The organism is Tenacibaculum sp. Bg11-29 (assembly GCF_002836595.1).
Taxonomy (GTDB): Bacteria; Bacteroidota; Bacteroidia; order Flavobacteriales; family Flavobacteriaceae; genus Polaribacter.
Genome location: NZ_PJBB01000003.1, coordinates 3620128 through 3636487, shown reverse-complemented (window position 1 = coordinate 3636487; position 16360 = coordinate 3620128). Strand labels below are relative to the sequence as shown.

Genomic DNA, 16360 nt, shown 5'->3' with positions numbered 1-16360 from the left:
GTACGCTTATTTCTGTTTTATGGGTACTAATATATTTAATTTAAAAGACCTAATTATTGTTTTTAAATTATTAATTGCAACAAGGTTTAAAATAAATAATTGTACAGTTTTTTTTAAAAATAATAAAACTGTGCATAAAAAATTGGTATGAGTAGCTAATCAGCTATATTTTAATTGGAATACCATGAACAATGTCTGGTTGAGCACAGTCGAAATCTATTTTTTAGAGTTTAATAGTTGCTCTCGTAAACTTCGTTTGCTACTTTCAATAAAATTGTTATTTTATTTCAGTAATGCTCGAACTGGCAATAAAGGGTCGACCTCACAGGTTTCAAAAACTTGTGAGGTCTTAGCTAAAAAAACAATTAAAATACCTCACAATATCCAATCTACAAGCTAATTTTATAAATGTTTTACTCCGTTGCGGCATCAGCATTTTTATAGATCTCTTTTAAGTTTTCTTTTGTTTCTTCGGATGGGTTTTCCCACAGACCTCTTTGAATAGCCTCTAACATACGTTCAGACATATCTTTTAAAGCCCAAGGATTATGTTCTTCAATGAAAGCTTTATTTTCATCATCAAACAAATAAGTATCGGTAATTTGTTCGTACATAAAATCTTCAATCAAATTAGTAGTAGCATCGTAGGCAAATAAATAATCCATAGTAGCAGCCATTTCAAAAGCACCTTTATAACCATGTTCACGCATACCTTGCATCCATTTAGGATTTACTACTCGAGATCGGAATACTTTTAACAATTCTTCTTTTAACGATTTTACTTTCGGATTATCAGGGCGAGAATGATCTCCAAAATAAGTTTCAGGTTGCGATCCTTTTATGGTGTTCACTGCGGCTGTCATTCCACCTTGAAATTGATAATAATCATCAGAATCTAAAATGTCATGCTCTCTATTATCTTGGTTCTGCATCACCACTTCAATATTCGCTAATCGTTTTTTAAAGGTTTCATGAGCCGATTTTCCACTATTATTTTTACCAGCATATGCATAACCACTCCAATTAATATAGGCTTGTGCTAAATCATCAGAAGTAGTCCAGTTTTTACCGTCAATTAAACCTTGTAAACCTGCACCATAAGCACCCGGTTTCGATCCGAATACACGGTATAAAGCTCTTTCATTGGCTTGTTTATCATCTAAACCTTCTTCTATCCATTGCTTTTTTTCTTCATCAAAACGCTTTTTTATAGGGTTTTGTTCAGCTGTTTCATCTAGTGAAGCTACTTTTTCAATAGCAGCATTAAATAGTGAAATTAAATCAGGAAAAGCATCTCTAAAAAAACCAGAAATACGGAGCATCACATCAACTCTAGGTCTTTTAAGTTCTAACGTAGAAAGTACTTTAAAATCTTTAACTCTTCGGTTGCTTCCTTGCCAAACAGGTTTTACACCAATTAATGCCAAAGCTTGTGCAATATCATCACCACTAGTTCGCATAGTCGAAGTTCCCCAAACCGATAAACCGATAGAAGTAGGGTATTCTCCGTTTTCTTGTAAATAACGATCAATAATATTCTGCGCACTCTTTTGACCTAATTGATATGCAGTTTCTGAAGGAACAGTACGCACATCAACAGAATAAAAATTTCGTCCTGTAGGTAAAATATCTAAACGTCCTCGTGTGGGAGCACCAGAACCACCAGCAGGAACATATTGTCCATTTAATCCTCTAATTAAATTACCAATTTCATTACTTGTTTTTTGTAAAACAGGTACCGTATGTTGTTGTATGTATTTTATAATTTGTATTGTATCAGCACCAATTTTACTGACGTTATTACCAGCTAACAATTGACTGACGATATTTTTAGCTTTGTTTTCCAGTAATTCTACTGCTTGTCCGTAGGTTCTGCAATGAATACCGAAAATCTCTTTGTCAAAAGAATCAGAATAAACCACATTTATAGGGTCGAAATTTAGTTGTAAATCATCCGCTAAACATTGTGTAATCCCTTTTAAGTTTCCTTGAGGTAAACGATGTAAAGCAACAATTAAATCGACTAATTTTTCTTGTCTGGGTAATTTTCCTAAAATATGTAAACCCCCTCTAATTTGAGACTCTTTTAACTCACATAAATAGCCGTCAATTACTTCTAATAATGCATCAATATCTTTTCCATCTTGATTTAAATCAGTTTTAAGATGTGTTTCATTAACCAGGTTTTCAATTTTAGTTTTAATAAGTGAAGCACGTTTTCTATCAACTAAAGCTGATTCGTAAAATTCATCAATTAAAAGCTCTAGCTTTAGTAAATCACCATAATTTTCAGCTCTCGTCATTGGCGGAATTAAATGGTCTAATATAATAGCTTGATTTCTTCTTTTAGCTTGGGTTCCTTCTCCTGGATCATTAATAATAAAAGGGTAAAAATGAGGAATCGGACCCAAAATAGCAGCAGGAAAACAAGTGTTTTTACTCAAGGCAACACTTTTTCCAGGTAACCATTCTAAATTTCCGTGCTTACCAATATGCACTAAAGCATCTGCTTTAAAATGATGTTGTAACCAAATATAATAGGCTAAATAAGCTGGAGGAGGAGGTAAGTCAGGTGAGTGATAGCTAGCTTGTAAATCTAAATTATAACCTCTACTAGGTTGAATACTAACAAATATATTTTCAGAAAGAAACCCTGGAATTAAAAAATGCCCTTCTTTGTAATTAGGTGATTTTTCAGGGTTTCCCCATTGTGTTTCTACTTTCTCACGAAGTTCGGCAGACAATTGATTGTAATACTGATAAAATATACCAGCATCTAATTTGATGGTATGTCTTTCATTTAAGGTATTTATCGTTTCTAGATCGTTGGTAACAGCATTGGTTAATTTATTTATAAGCTCATTGGTGGTTTTAGGATAATCATCAGCTAAACTATAATTTTCATCAGCTAATTGCGCTAATATTTGCAAGGTGCTTTGTGGCGTATCTAAACCAACACCATTTGCCAATCGACTATTTTTATTAGGGTAATTGGGTAAAACTAAAGCGATTTTCTTTTCTGAATTATTTTTCTGTTGTAGGTTTATCCAAGCTTTTGCCATTTGTGCAACAAATTCGCAACCTTCCATATTGGGTACGTAAGAAACTACTTCAGAATCGGTTAAAGTATCTTTTTCTATAGCTTCTTTAAAGGATATTACTTTAGATATAATTTTACCATCCACTTCAGGCAAAGCAATATTCATGGCAATATCGGTAGGAGGTAGTCCGAAAGTACCTTCTAACCAACTTTCACGATTACAACTTCCCATGATAGCTTGAATAACAGGAACGTTAAATACATCAAATAAACTTTGTGTGGTGTCATGAAACCCTTGTACACTAAAACCTGTAGTATTTATAATTATTTGCGGTTTTTCAATGTGATGTGATTTAAGTAAATCGAAAATTTGTTGTTGAATATCTTGTTCACGATATCCAGCAGCCATCAATGCAATTGCAGAAATTCCTTCTGCTTCTAAGGAAGCTATAATACTATGTACTGGGGCTAAATTATTAGATAAATAATAACTTCTATATCCAAAAATAATAGCTTGTTTTTTTTCTTTATTTAAGGTTGATGAATTATAAATACCTTTATCAGGGTGATATAAAAATAGATCGGGAATCGTTTTAATCGGATTCGGAGTTACCTTTATATCGGTAATTCTATTGCTAATTAATTGCAATGCCGATTTACAATTTTCAAGACCACCAGATTGAATGTATTTCCATATTAGATCAACGTCTTTTAACGGAATGTTAGAAGACTGCATCAGTTCTAAATCAGGTTTATTATCACCTGGTAAAAACACTAACTGAATATTGTTTTCTTCACAACATTCAGTGAGTGCTTCACATAAATAATTGTAATAGGCTTTACCACCCAAAAGTTTAAGAACAACAATTTTAGCTGATGAAATAACCTCATCAACATATGTATCTATAGTTAGCTCTTGTTTAAAATAACTAAGGTTAGCAAAACGAAAAGAAGGTGCATTTTCTACAGAATTATGAACTAATTTGTAGGCATTATTCATCATAAATAAATCAGAATCTGCTGAAGATAAAAAAACAATATCCCCAGGAGATTGATCGATGTAAAATACTCCTTCATCGTTAGGATTCCAGCCGCCTGGTATGGTAGAAATTAAATGCATTTATGTTTTTTTAAGAATTGTTTTTTCATCTATTAAAAGTGCAATTATTCCAGAACTTAAAGCTAAAAAAAACATTATGGTAAAGATTACGTTAAAACCAAACCTCATGGCAAAAAAACCTCCAACGATAGCAGAAATTCCTTCAAAAAGGGAGCGATAGCCAAAGAAATTAGCATAAATAGAATGTTCTTTCCCTTTTTTTAATGAAGAAGCTATAACAGCACTCCAAGATGGGTTAATAATAGTTTCACCTAAAGAAAGCCCAATCTGAATGGCAAAAACATGAGCAGGACTATTAGCAAAAGTATATGACAAATAAGCTATTGCCATGATAATATACCCGCTAAACATCATTACTCGTTTGCTTAATTTAGATTCATCCAGTTTACTTAATACAAAATAAAAGATTCCCTTAAATATGGCGTAAATACCTATAGCAATACCCGCATCTATTAAATTACCTCCAATTTTTTTAATGTAAATAGCGTAGATAGGAGCTAATAAATTAGCTCCTGAATGTATTAGTATGGAACATATCAGTAAATACTTGATATTTTTATTCATGAATAATATTTTATGCCTTTATTCCTTCAATTCCTTTACCAATAACTACTAATTTTGTTTTACGCTCTTCATTTTCACTCCAAGGTCTTTCAAAATAATAATCAAAACGCGACCCAACACCTTGTAAAACCATACGCATTGGTTTGTTAGGAATGTTTACAAAACCTTTAATTCTATAAATTTCGTGTTTTTCTACAAGTGCTTTTAAATCATTCACTAAAGTTTTGATATCTGTTGTTTCAGCATATTCTAACAAAATAGTTTTAATATCGTCATTATGATGGTGATGGTGCCCATGTTTATGGTGCTCTTCGTGAATTGAATGACGATTATCTACATCATCTTCTGCAGAAGCTTCAATACCTAGCAATAAACTATTATCTAACGTACCGTTTTCTACAGGTATAATTTTAGTATTTGGTCTTGCTTTAGCAGTTATAATTTTAGTTATCTCTTCAAATTTTTCATCGTTAACTAAATCTCTTTTGCTAACTAAAACTAAATCAGCACAGGCTAATTGATCTAAAAATAACTCCTCAATTGGTGTTTCATGGTCTAAAGAATCATCAGCTAAACGTTGTGCTTGTACACGTTCTCTGTCACAAATTTCACCAGTTGCAATTCCTACAGCATCAACTACTGTAATAACTGAATCTATAGTTATATGAGGTTTTAAGTCTGGCCAATTAACAGCTTTTACTAAAGGTTTAGGCATTGATAAACCTGAAGTTTCAATAACGATATGATCAATTTCGTGTTTACGTTCTAATAATTGTAACATAGATGGTAAAAACTCTTCTTGAACTGTACAGCAAATACATCCGTTTGGCAGTTGTACTAAATTACAATCATCATCACCACAATCAGAAGAAGCAATTAATTGCCCATCTACATCTACTTCTCCAAATTCATTAACCAACACAGCAATACGCTTTCCGTTGGCATTTTTTAGCATATTATGTACTAAAGTAGTTTTACCTACTCCTAAAAATCCGGTTACAATGGTAATTGGTATTTTCTTATTCATTTTTTTTAATTTTAAGTCGTTAATATTTTATAATAATGCTACTTTGTTGTTTCTGGGTGTTTCCCTTTGGGTCGGGCTATACGCTATATCTTTTTTGCCCTATCGGGACAAAAAAGGATGCCGCTGCTATCCCTAACGCAAAACTTACTATCCGTTTTCGTCATTCCGAATTTATTTCGGAATCACATCTCGATTGTGTTTTATTTATTAGGATGAGAACCTGAAATAAATTCAGATTGACGATTCTTTATTATAATTACTTGGTAGCAGGTTTCTTCTTTCTCTTGTATAAGAAAAGATTCCATTTTTCTTCAGCAACACCATGTTTATCCATTTCGGCTCTTGCCATGGTAAAAAATAAGTCAGACATTCTGTTTACGTAACTCATAATATAGTCATGTACACATTCTGGGTCTTCTTGCATTAAAGTAACTAAGTGTCTTTCTCCTCTTCGTATTTGTGTTCTACAAACGTGGCAAAGTGCCGATATTTCGTTTCCTCCTGGTAGTAAGAAATAATCTGAAGGAGAACTAATATTATCCTCCATTTCATCCATCCAAATTTCACAGAATTCAGCACCGTCTTTAGGTTCAGGATTTGGATTTACTTTTTTAGAATCAGATGGGCGTGCTAAATGCGACATCATATTCATCATATCTTTTTGAATACGATGTAGGTTAGGTTGCCATTCATGGTCGTTTCCTAGTTTAGAGCGCATTAATCCTATGGTTGAATTCACCTCATCTAAAGTTCCGATACATTCAATTCGTGCCGAGTTTTTAAATTCTCTTTTTCCTCCAAAAACGCCAGTACTACCTTTGTCTCCTTTTCTTGTGTAAATTTTCATACGTTATTATTTAGTTCGTTAATCAATTGTAAAAGTATTTCTGATCTACCAAAATAATGGTGGATATAAGAACCTATTACCTTATTTTTTTTATGAATTTTAGTGTCAGTTTCACCATCTCTGGCATTTAAAACTGTTGCATTTATAGTAGTTTCATTATCATTTTGTAAACTAGAATAATGAAACTCATGACCTTTAAAAATGTGGTTATTTGTTTTGGTTGTTCTATAGCCTAAATGTAATTTTTTATTAGCTATAGTCGATTCAAAATCAAAATAATTAACCATTTTAAAAGCGATGTTGCTTTCAGATATAATTGATTTTCCTAAATACATCATTCCGCCACACTCTGCATAAATTTGACCATTATTCTCAGCGAATGTTTTGATGCTTTTTAACATAGAGGTATTAGAAGAAAGTTCTTTTAAATGAGATTCAGGATACCCTCCTGGAAGAAATATAAAATCACATTTTGGAATTTCGGTATCATGAATAGGGCTAAAGAAAATAACTTCTCCCAGTTGTTTCATTGCATTTATATTATGAGGATATATAAAGTTGAAGGCTTCATCTTTAGCTACTGCAAATTTGATACTTTTTGTAAGTGTTGTTTTTTTTGATGTAATAGAAGTTGTATTAACTTTCTTTGAAGCATCTAAAATACTTTCCCATTGTATGGTTTTTTCTAAAGCATCTGCAATTTCATCAATAACACTATCAAATTTCTCAATTTCTTGAATGTTTAATCCGAGATGTCTTGAAGGAATTTCAATGTTTTTTAAATTAGCTAAATATCCAAAACAGTGTACACCAATATCCTCACAAGCTTCTTGTAACATCATATAGTGTCTTTCAGAACCTACACGATTAAAAACAACCCCCATTATTTTTACAGCTGCATCAAAATTCACAAAACCTTGAATAAGTGGCGCAACAGAGTAGGCAACAGCTTTGGCATCAATTACTAGTAAAACAGGAGTTTGTAGTTTTTTAGCCATTTCAGCTGTACTACCTTTGTCTTTTTTTGCACCATCAAACAAGCCCATTACACCTTCAATACAGTTAACTTGAGCGTCTTTACCGTAAAAATTTAGGTTAGTATCGATCTCGTTTTGCGACATCATAAATAAATCGAGATTTACTCCCGTTTTACCACATGCCAATTCATGAAATTTTGGATCGATATAATCTGGTCCTACTTTAAAAGGTTGTACAACGTTTTTTTTACGTTTTAATAAACGCAATAAACCTAAAGTAAGGGTTGTTTTACCAGCGTTACTACTAGGAGCAGATATGATGAGTTGTTTAGTCAAAGATTAATTATTTATAGGTTTTCAGTAATTAAAATTTCATAGTTAGCATTAATGCGATTGGCAAGTTCTTTGGCTTCACCAATTTTTACCATTCCTTTTTCTGCATCAATAATTTGAGTACTATGTATTCCCTTACAATAGGTTTGAAAAGCCAACACGATATCTTCTAAATTATCACCAGCATTTAATTTTCCATCTGTTATTATATGTAGGTGATGTTCAAAATTAACAGCAGCTGAAATTCGTTTTATTGGTTTAAAAGCTGCTTTTAAATTGGTTTTTCCACCAGTTTTTAAATCCATTAAAACTGTTTCAATATCTTTTAAAATTTTTGTTTGGTTTAAAAGAAGTTGTGCTTCACCATCAAACAACGAAATCATTGAAAATTCTGTGTTTTGGTTTTTAGAGTTTTCGGCTATTTTATTTACAGTTCCTTTAGCATAAGCAATAATTTTGTCTTTTAACATTGAACCGCTAGAGTCAATTAAAAAAATATGATGTTGCTTTAATAGGTTGTTTTTTCGTTTTGTTTTTAATTCAAATTTATCAGTTGCTAAATATTGACTTACCGTTTTTTTTGTGTCATTAACTGAAATATTACCTTCTACACTATCAATAGTGTTTGTTGCTTGCTGTATGGTATTAGAGGTGCTTTCTTTTTGTTTTTGAAACTCGTTTTTAGGGATAAGAATAGCTGCGTTTTCTTCTTTAGATGAACTTGTCTCAGAATTGTTTTCTGGTGATTGGTTATTTTGATTTTCAGAAGAATCTTGTTGATTAGGAGGCGTGTGTAAACTTCTATGATTTAATACAAAATCGGCAATTACGTCTACATCTTTTTTAGTAATTATAACGGTATTCTGATACGCTACATACGCTCTTGCAGTTTTTAATAATAAAATATCTGCACGTAAACCTTCCACTTGATGTTTTACGGCTAATTCGCTACAATATTCAATAATTGCATCTTCTATTTTTATAGATTTTAAGTTCTTTTTAGCAAATTCAATTTGCTTTGAAATACTATCTTCTTCACTTTTATAATTCGCTATAAAGGAAACAGGATTATCGTCAAATTTAAAACGTTGCTTAATTATTTGCTGGCGAATTTTAACCTCAGTAGGTGTTTTTATAGTAACACTTAAACCAAAACGATCTTTTAACTGAGGACGTAAATTTCCTTCTTCTGGGTTCATAGAACCAACTAAACAAAAACGACTTTTAAAATAATGTGAAACACCTTCTCTTTCTAAATAATAGTTACCAGAGGCAGCAGCATCTAATAGTATATCTGTAAGATAATCTTGTAATAAGTTAATTTCATCTACATATAAAATACCTTCGTGAGCCTGTGCCATTAAACCAAGATTAACGACTTCTTTTTTAGTATTTATCAATTGTTCTAAATCAATACTACCTAAAATTCTGTCTTCAGAAACACCAATAGGTAAATTTACGAAAGACGAATTTTGCTGCTTGCTCATTAAGTTGGCTACCGACCGAATTAAAGTAGTTTTTCCTGTACCTTTATCTCCAATAGCAAGTACGCCACCAATAAGTGGATCAACCAAATTTAAAATAAGCGCTAGCTTAAAATTATCTTGACCAACAATAGCTGAAAAAGGAAAATTGAGATGTTTTTTATCTTGTATCATAATTGAGGAACACTATTATATAACCAAACAATTCCAATAATAACAGAAGCTATTCCTGCAATACCATTCATCCATTTAAAAATAGCTAAGTTTCGTTCTAAAAATCGACTCATTACATAAATTAAAACATAGCTATAAACACCCATTGCTACAATAATACCTAATGATTCTACTGCTAAAATTAGAATAGCATCAGCTACCGTGGTACTACTTAAAACTAAAGCAGATGTTAATGCACCACCTGTTCCTGCTAAACCGTGTAACATACCAATCCAAAAAGATTTATTCATTGGGTTTACTGCTATTTCTTCTCCCTTGGTTCCATGTAAATGTATTGGGTTTGAAAGGTCATGTTCATGAGCTTCAATTTTTTTATGATCATTTACCATTTCATTAATAGCATGATTTCTTTTAATAGCTACAACTCCTAACCAAATCATAATAGGTCCTACAGCTAGTTCTGCGTAAAAGGAAATATCATTTATAAATAATGTTGCCATGCTTTTAAATAACAATGCTACACCACCAAAAAGCAATAGCGTTACTGAATGACCAAAAGCCCATTGAGATGCTTTAAAAACAGATTTAAAGTTGACCTTTTTTTTATTGATCGCATTTTCTGTAGCTAATACTGAAACAGCTGTAACATGATCAGGTTCAAAAGAATGTAAAATACCAGCCATTAAGGGCCTAATTAAAGAAGTTAAAGTCATTTTTTAATAAATTTAATAAGTGTTCCGTTTTTATGAATAAGGTAAATATCTAGTATTACCTGTTTAATTTTTGAATGTGTATGTTGATAACAGTGTTCTAATAACAATTGAAAAAAGGGTGAGTTTTGTTCAAACTCAAACAATTCAATCAATCGTCCAGCCATGTTTAATTCTTTTATTTTATCGGCATCGTAAAATCCAACTTGATTTGCTAATTCAACTACAAAATCTTTGTTCCAGCTAGATACACAACTATGCGTATCTGTAATTCCGCCAGCTAACTTTACCGCTTTACCAAGCATAATACCAATGCTTACTTTTTTAATGGGAGATTTATTTATTTTAATAAGTGTTTCACCAATCCAATTTCCATAATGAATAAAAGCATATTCAGGTAAATGACTAAATTTATCGGATAAATATTTTTCACTTCTAGCACCCGAATTAATTACTAATTCATTAATGTTATTTGCAACAGCAACGTCAATACCTTGCTCTATACTTGCTATATATGACGAAGATGAATAAGGTTTTACAATACCGCTTGTACCTAAAATAGATAAACCATTCATGATACCTACGCGTTCATTAAGTGTACGTTTTGCTAACTTTTTACCATTCGTAACATATACTGTTACAGATACACCACATTCTAAATCATAATCATGCAATAATTTTTGAATGGCACTGGTTATCATTTTTCTAGGAACAGGATTAATAGCAGGTTCTCCAATAGCTAGTTCCAATCCTTTAAGCGTAACAGTGCCAACACCTTCGCCTGCAATAAATTGAATTTCTTTTTCTTGTGTTAGTTTTAAAATACATCCAATTTCGGCTCCGTTTGTTACATCAGGATCATCACCTGCATCTTTAATTACTGAAGATTTAGCGGTATTTTCTGTAAATTCACAATGATGCACAGGAATTTCTAATACTTTATCAATAGGGAGGTGCACACTTACTGAAGCTATTTCTTTTTGATGGATTATCGCCATCAATCCTGATTTTGCAGCAGCTGTGGCAGACGTACCGGTTGTAAATCCGTCTCTTAAAGGGCCTTTAGGTACTTTTCTTAATCCCATTTTGTAGCGTTATTAGTTATTGATAATGAACTATATATGCTAGTAAGTAAATTTTCTAACTCAACTACATTAAATACTGGTTGAAAGTAAGATGGAATTTCTGGTTGTGTGATGATGATGATTTGTGTATCCGTTTTTAATGCCGCTTCTATTTTTGTACTTAAAAAACCACTGTTTCCTGTTTCTTTAGTTAAAATAATATTGATTGATTTTGCTTTAATTAACTCAATCTCTTTTTTTAAATCAGCAGAAGGCAATCCTAAAATTAATTGTTCTTCAGGGAAATTACTCTCTCTTGCAATAGCTAAAGATTCAGGTCTGTTAAGTATTCTAAAATAGGTAGTGTTTTTTTGCCACCATTGTTTTAGTCCCTTAATAGATTGCACACCTGTTAATGCTAAAAGTATATGGGTTTCCTTAAATAATTTAGAAGCATCATCATAAGTATTTACATAAGATACTAACGGATGAATTGTTTTTGATAATAATTTTCTACCAAATCGTATTACAGGTATTTGCAAACTTTCAGCCACCCTTGCGATAGTATTATGCAATATTTCGGCAAAAGGGTGCGAGGCATTAATAATCAGTTTTACCTCGTTTTTTATCAGATAATTTTCTAACTGTTTCTCATTTAAAGCGCCATACCTGTAGCTGGCAATCTTGTTTTCTTCAAAAGGAATATTTGTTTTTGTTGAATACACAAAAGGCATCGATTTTTCTTGTAGCAATTTTGCTACTTTTCTACCTTCTGTTGTTCCTCCAAATACAAGTATCATTTTTCTTTTTTATTATGTTTAATTAATTAGGCCTATTCTTTTTTAAGTTACCAACTTAAACAGAATTTATTATCTCCATCTTCTCTATCAATTTCTATTGAACCATGCTCAGCTCCATAAGTCCAATGACCAGTAAAGAACAGTTTTATTGGGTCAGTTTTCTTTTCGACTGATATATTACTAATTCTCCATATGTTGGTTGATTCGTACCCTTTTGTATTTTTGGTATTCATATCCAAAGTCCATTTAACTTTTCCTTTTTCAATCAAAGTCAATATAGGAGAAAGAGTATCATTTCTATTTTCTAACATTAATATTCCATTATCAGATAAATCAAATTCTTTAGCACTTTTTGTTATTTCAATTTGGGCAACAATCACTGCTTTAAATGGTCCATCGTCAATTCCACAGCCAATATTGAATTGATACCAAACTAGCGCAACAAGTGCTAAATAGCCAATAATTCCAATTCCTGTTATAACCGTAAATCCTATTAATATATTTTTTAAGGTTTTATTCATTTTCAACGCGCAAAACTACTCTGTAACTACAAATTTCTTATTGGTTCTAAAAATGTGTTTCCATTCAGGATTGTATAATTGCGATCTGTTTTTACGAGCTCCAATAGCATGACCTACTACAATTAATACCGTTCTTGTTTTTTTACTCTCTTTTACAATTTGTGCTAGGTTTTCTAATTTTCCTTGAAATATTTCTTCATCTTTCCAAGAAATTCGATACATAACAGCTACGGGAGTATCTGCATCAAAATGTTCTAATAGTTGCGCTTCTACTTTTTTAGCAATAGCAACACTTAAAAAAATACACATGGTTGAATTTGTTGCAGCAAAAGCAGAAATACTTTCTTTTGAAGGCATTGGTGTTTTTCCTTCACCACGAGTTAACACAATAGATTGTACTACTTCTGGTATGGTAAATTCCGATTTTAATACTGCTGCTGCTGCACTAAATGAAGAAATTCCAGGAATAATAAAATAATCCATTTCTAATTCATCAAAAATGGTCATTTGTTCTTGAATAGCACCATATAAAGAAGGATCTCCACATTGTAAACGAACAATAGCATTTCCTTTTTTATAATGTTCTTGCATTAAAGAAACTTGCTCCTCTAAAGTCATCATTGCCGAGTTTCTAACTACCGCTCCTGGCTTACACCAATTAGTCATTTCTTCAGGAATTAAGCTTCCTGCATATAACACGCAATCAGCTTCTTCTAAATATTGTTTTCCTTTTACGGTTATTAATTCCTCATCACCAGGCCCTGCACCAATAATTGCAATGGCTGTTTTACGTACCGCTTCTGCGTTTAAAGCAACAGAAAAAGTAAATTTTTCACTGTTATCTAAATGAATTTTCTGTTTTTCAACAAGTAAATCATTGTTTCCAGAAAGTAGTATTGCACAAGATTCTGAAACACCATTAACACCAATTTTAGATTGCACCATTGCACTCGGGTTTGGTATTGAAATAGTATTTATGGTATCAGAAGTAAATGTGCTGAAAGGAATATTGTTAGTCTCACTAAAATCTAAATAGGCTTGCTGTGCTGCTTTAATATCAATAGAACCAAAGTTTTTAATGGCAGAAAAGTGTAACCCCTCAGCAGCTAATTTTAATTTGAATGTTTCTTGAAATAGCTCGAAATCTAATTGCTTAGAACATCCAGAACCAACAGATAGTACTTTGGGAATTAAAAATAAACTAGGAATTTTTGCTTCGTAAACTTTATAACTTACCGCAATAAATAATTGGAATTGCGTATAATCAATATCTTTTTCATTATAAAAAACAGTTACAAAACTAGGAACCGTTTTTTCTAAATGCTGTGTCCCTTTATCTTTAATATCTAAAAGTAATGCTGTTGGTTTGTTATTAACAAACAACGCCATTATTTTATTTGTAGGCACTGAACTTTCTGTTTGCCAATCAAATTGATTTCCAAGGGTATCTAAAGCCCAAATATTTTGCACATCACTTGCCGTAGATATTATAGCTTTTGCTCCTAATACACTCGCCGTTTTTGATGCGAAATCATTCGCTCCACCTTTATGTCCGCTTAATACAGATTGTACATTTAAACCTAAATCATCAACAGAAATTACTGCAGGATCGGTATTTTTATCTTGAATATATGGTGCAATTAAGCGTACGCAAATACCCAAGGCTGTCACAAAACAAATACCATCAAGTTTCATGAAATTATCAGCTAAATAGTCTGAAATAGACGTAATAGTTGATACATTTTCATTACTAGATTGTAAAGTAGTTATGACTAATGATTTTGGAAATTCTTTCTGAATAATAAGGGCTTTTTCTATTCCTTTTTCAGTTACTGCTATGATGGCTATTTTTCTCATTTATTTTTGTTCAGCTGTGTGAATGCTAATTTTATTATGTTGGTTTACTTGAATAACACTAGTATTAATGATGTAATTCAATTTTGTAAGTTCTTCTGTAAATATTTTAGAGCTGTTTTCTCTTACAGCGTTGGTAACGAATCGTACTGCTGGGTTTAGTTGATGTATTAAATGGAGTAGTTCTTTTAAGCGACCACCATGACCACCAATAAAAACAACATCAGGAATTTCAAAATCATTTAAATTGAGATTAAAAAAATCATCAATAATAATGTCAATACCAGGAGTAGAAAAACGTGCTGTATTCTGTTGAATAATATCAGTGCATTCTGTTCGTTTTTCAAAGGCAACGATTTTTAAATGCGGAAAATGTTGTTTTGCTTCAATAGCAACAGATCCTGTACAAGCACCTACGTCCCAAAGCACTGTTTTATTTTGTAATTCTAAAGCACTAATAGTACTTAATCGAATTGGCATTTTGGTAATCATGTTTGCTCTATTCGTTAATGGAATAAAGGATGCATCAGGAATACCAAAAGGTTTATGTTTAGGTGACGTTTGTTTTAATAAAACACAGTTTAAATTATTGTGTGTTTTGTTAGAACAAGAAACTAAATCTAGTTGCTCAATATGTTCATTATCTCCGTCTAAAGCTTCTCCAATGGTTATTGAGTAATTATCAAAACCATATTGCAGCATACGTTTCGCAATTTCGGCAGGTGTTTTTTTGTTATCGGTTAATACACCAATTAATTCGTTTCTTTTAATTAGTGCTTCATCTAGGGCAGACCAATCTCTGCCGTGTATAGATACCGATTTTAATGTATTGTAGTTTGTTTGTGTTTTATGACATAACAGTTGAATACTATTAAAATAAGGAGTAGCGCTTAATTTTGCATTGGGTAATAAGCGTTGTAACGTATTTCCGAAACCATAGAAAAAAGGATCACCAGAGGCAAAAACCACAATGGTAGTAGTAATTTTTTTATACTGATTCATCAGCGCATCCATTTTACCTGAAATTTCAATCCAAGTATGGTTTTCGGGTAAGAACGATTTTACCAATTGATAATGTCGTTTTCCACCAGAAAAAACAGTTGCTTCTTTAATTAATTTCAAGACATCATCATTCAATTTCGGACTAGGATGATTGCTAATTCCAATTAAATAAAAATCGATATGTTTTTTTATTAATCTCATTTATTAATAAGAATCTTTAATTACAACATCGTTTATATTTTTACGCTTTTCCCATTGCAAACGTTCTAATTCTGGATTTTCATAAAACTTATCTACATGACCTAAGCATAAATAACCTATCAGCTGTCTGTTTTCAGGAGCATTTAAAATGGTTTTAACTTTGTTCGTATTTAAAATACTTACCCAACCTAAACCAACGTTTAAAGCTCTTGCCATTAACCACATATTTTGAATGGCGCATACTACTGAGTAAACACCAGCTTCTTTCATCGTAGTTTGCCCTAAAACAGGATGTTCACTTGGTTTATAAAAAACAGCGATGTTTAAAGCAGACTCCACAATTCCTTCTAATTTTAACTGCGTGTAGGCATCTGCTTTTTTTCCTTCAAAAAGAGTTTTCGCTTTTTCATTCTCTTCAAAAAAACTGTCTTTTATTTTATTTCTAATGTCTAAATCTTTAATAACTACAAATTCCCAAGGTTGAGAAAACCCAACAGAAGGTGCGTTTACTCCAGCAAATAGAATTTTATCTAAATCCTTTTGAAGAATAGGGGTGTTTATAAAACGATTACCTCTAACATCTCTACGCGCAAGTATTATTTGCTCTAAGGTTTCTATATTTTCTGGAGTGAATTTGTTCAT

General features: G+C 31.9%; 13 protein-coding genes. All 13 read right to left on the bottom strand.

Annotated elements, in window-relative coordinates; all coding sequences use genetic code 11:
• Window positions 1-413: 413 nt before the first annotated feature.
• Window positions 414-4160 carry a cobaltochelatase subunit CobN gene (cobN, locus tag CXF68_RS16435; protein ID WP_101046204.1) on the bottom strand — a complete coding sequence of 1249 codons (3747 nt, stop codon included), beginning with the start codon at window positions 4158-4160 and terminating at the stop codon, window positions 414-416.
• Window positions 4161-4724, bottom strand: coding sequence for an MFS transporter (locus CXF68_RS16430; protein ID WP_101046203.1), 564 nt, complete (start codon window positions 4722-4724; stop codon window positions 4161-4163). It abuts the gene before it with no gap.
• Between the two features lie 10 nt (window positions 4725-4734).
• On the bottom strand, window positions 4735-5751 hold the full coding sequence (gene cobW, locus CXF68_RS16425; RefSeq protein ID WP_101046202.1) for a cobalamin biosynthesis protein CobW: 1017 nt from the start codon (window positions 5749-5751) through the stop codon (window positions 4735-4737).
• Between the two features lie 256 nt (window positions 5752-6007).
• Window positions 6008-6598, bottom strand: coding sequence for a cob(I)yrinic acid a,c-diamide adenosyltransferase (locus CXF68_RS16420; RefSeq protein ID WP_101046201.1), 591 nt, complete (start codon window positions 6596-6598; stop codon window positions 6008-6010).
• A complete protein-coding gene (locus CXF68_RS16415; protein ID WP_101046200.1) occupies window positions 6595-7911 on the bottom strand; it encodes a cobyrinate a,c-diamide synthase in 1317 nt (438 codons plus the stop codon). The genes CXF68_RS16420 and CXF68_RS16415 overlap by 4 nt, the downstream gene beginning before the upstream one ends.
• A gap of 11 nt (window positions 7912-7922) precedes the next feature.
• Window positions 7923-9566: an AAA family ATPase gene (locus CXF68_RS16410; RefSeq protein WP_101046199.1), complete on the bottom strand. Its 1644-nt coding sequence runs from the start codon at window positions 9564-9566 to the stop codon at window positions 7923-7925.
• Window positions 9563-10279 carry a hypothetical protein gene (locus tag CXF68_RS16405; RefSeq protein ID WP_101046198.1) on the bottom strand — a complete coding sequence of 239 codons (717 nt, stop codon included), beginning with the start codon at window positions 10277-10279 and terminating at the stop codon, window positions 9563-9565. Before CXF68_RS16405 ends, CXF68_RS16410 begins: the two co-directional genes overlap by 4 nt.
• Window positions 10276-11361 carry a cobalt-precorrin-5B (C(1))-methyltransferase CbiD gene (gene cbiD / locus CXF68_RS16400; RefSeq protein WP_101046197.1) on the bottom strand — a complete coding sequence of 362 codons (1086 nt, stop codon included), beginning with the start codon at window positions 11359-11361 and terminating at the stop codon, window positions 10276-10278. Before cbiD ends, CXF68_RS16405 begins: the two co-directional genes overlap by 4 nt.
• The gene (locus tag CXF68_RS16395; protein ID WP_101046196.1) at window positions 11352-12140 is read right to left on the bottom strand and encodes a precorrin-6A/cobalt-precorrin-6A reductase; all 789 of its coding nucleotides are present in this window, start codon (window positions 12138-12140) and stop codon (window positions 11352-11354) included. Before CXF68_RS16395 ends, cbiD begins: the two co-directional genes overlap by 10 nt.
• A 47-nt stretch (window positions 12141-12187) precedes the next feature.
• Window positions 12188-12661 (bottom strand): hypothetical protein, encoded by a 474-nt coding sequence (locus CXF68_RS16390; protein ID WP_101046195.1) that lies wholly within the window; start codon window positions 12659-12661, stop codon window positions 12188-12190.
• 15 nt (window positions 12662-12676) lie between these two features.
• Window positions 12677-14518 (bottom strand): precorrin-4 C(11)-methyltransferase, encoded by a 1842-nt coding sequence (gene cobM / locus CXF68_RS16385; protein WP_101046194.1) that lies wholly within the window; start codon window positions 14516-14518, stop codon window positions 12677-12679.
• On the bottom strand, window positions 14519-15718 hold the full coding sequence (gene cbiE / locus CXF68_RS16380) for a precorrin-6y C5,15-methyltransferase (decarboxylating) subunit CbiE (protein WP_101046193.1): 1200 nt from the start codon (window positions 15716-15718) through the stop codon (window positions 14519-14521).
• A gap of 3 nt (window positions 15719-15721) precedes the next feature.
• Window positions 15722-16360, bottom strand: coding sequence for a 5,6-dimethylbenzimidazole synthase (bluB, locus tag CXF68_RS16375; protein ID WP_101046192.1), 639 nt, complete (start codon window positions 16358-16360; stop codon window positions 15722-15724).

Bases quoted from the DNA above. Each gene is read 5' to 3' on its own strand.
- CXF68_RS16420 (WP_101046201.1), bottom strand. From the start codon at position 6,598: ATGAAAATTTACACAAGAAAAGGAGACAAAGGTAGTACTGGCGTTTTT.
- CXF68_RS16395 (WP_101046196.1), bottom strand. From the start codon at position 12,140: ATGATACTTGTATTTGGAGGAACAACAGAAGGTAGAAAAGTAGCAAAA.
- cbiD (WP_101046197.1), bottom strand. From the start codon at position 11,361: ATGGGATTAAGAAAAGTACCTAAAGGCCCTTTAAGAGACGGATTTACA.
- cobM (WP_101046194.1), bottom strand. From the start codon at position 14,518: ATGAGAAAAATAGCCATCATAGCAGTAACTGAAAAAGGAATAGAAAAA.
- cbiE (WP_101046193.1), bottom strand. From the start codon at position 15,718: ATGAGATTAATAAAAAAACATATCGATTTTTATTTAATTGGAATTAGC.
- CXF68_RS16405 (WP_101046198.1), bottom strand. From the start codon at position 10,279: ATGACTTTAACTTCTTTAATTAGGCCCTTAATGGCTGGTATTTTACAT.
- CXF68_RS16410 (WP_101046199.1), bottom strand. From the start codon at position 9,566: ATGATACAAGATAAAAAACATCTCAATTTTCCTTTTTCAGCTATTGTT.
- cobW (WP_101046202.1), bottom strand. From the start codon at position 5,751: ATGAATAAGAAAATACCAATTACCATTGTAACCGGATTTTTAGGAGTA.
- CXF68_RS16430 (WP_101046203.1), bottom strand. From the start codon at position 4,724: ATGAATAAAAATATCAAGTATTTACTGATATGTTCCATACTAATACAT.
- cobN (WP_101046204.1), bottom strand. From the start codon at position 4,160: ATGCATTTAATTTCTACCATACCAGGCGGCTGGAATCCTAACGATGAA.
- bluB (WP_101046192.1), bottom strand. From the start codon at position 16,360: ATGAACAAATTCACTCCAGAAAATATAGAAACCTTAGAGCAAATAATA.
- CXF68_RS16390 (WP_101046195.1), bottom strand. From the start codon at position 12,661: ATGAATAAAACCTTAAAAAATATATTAATAGGATTTACGGTTATAACA.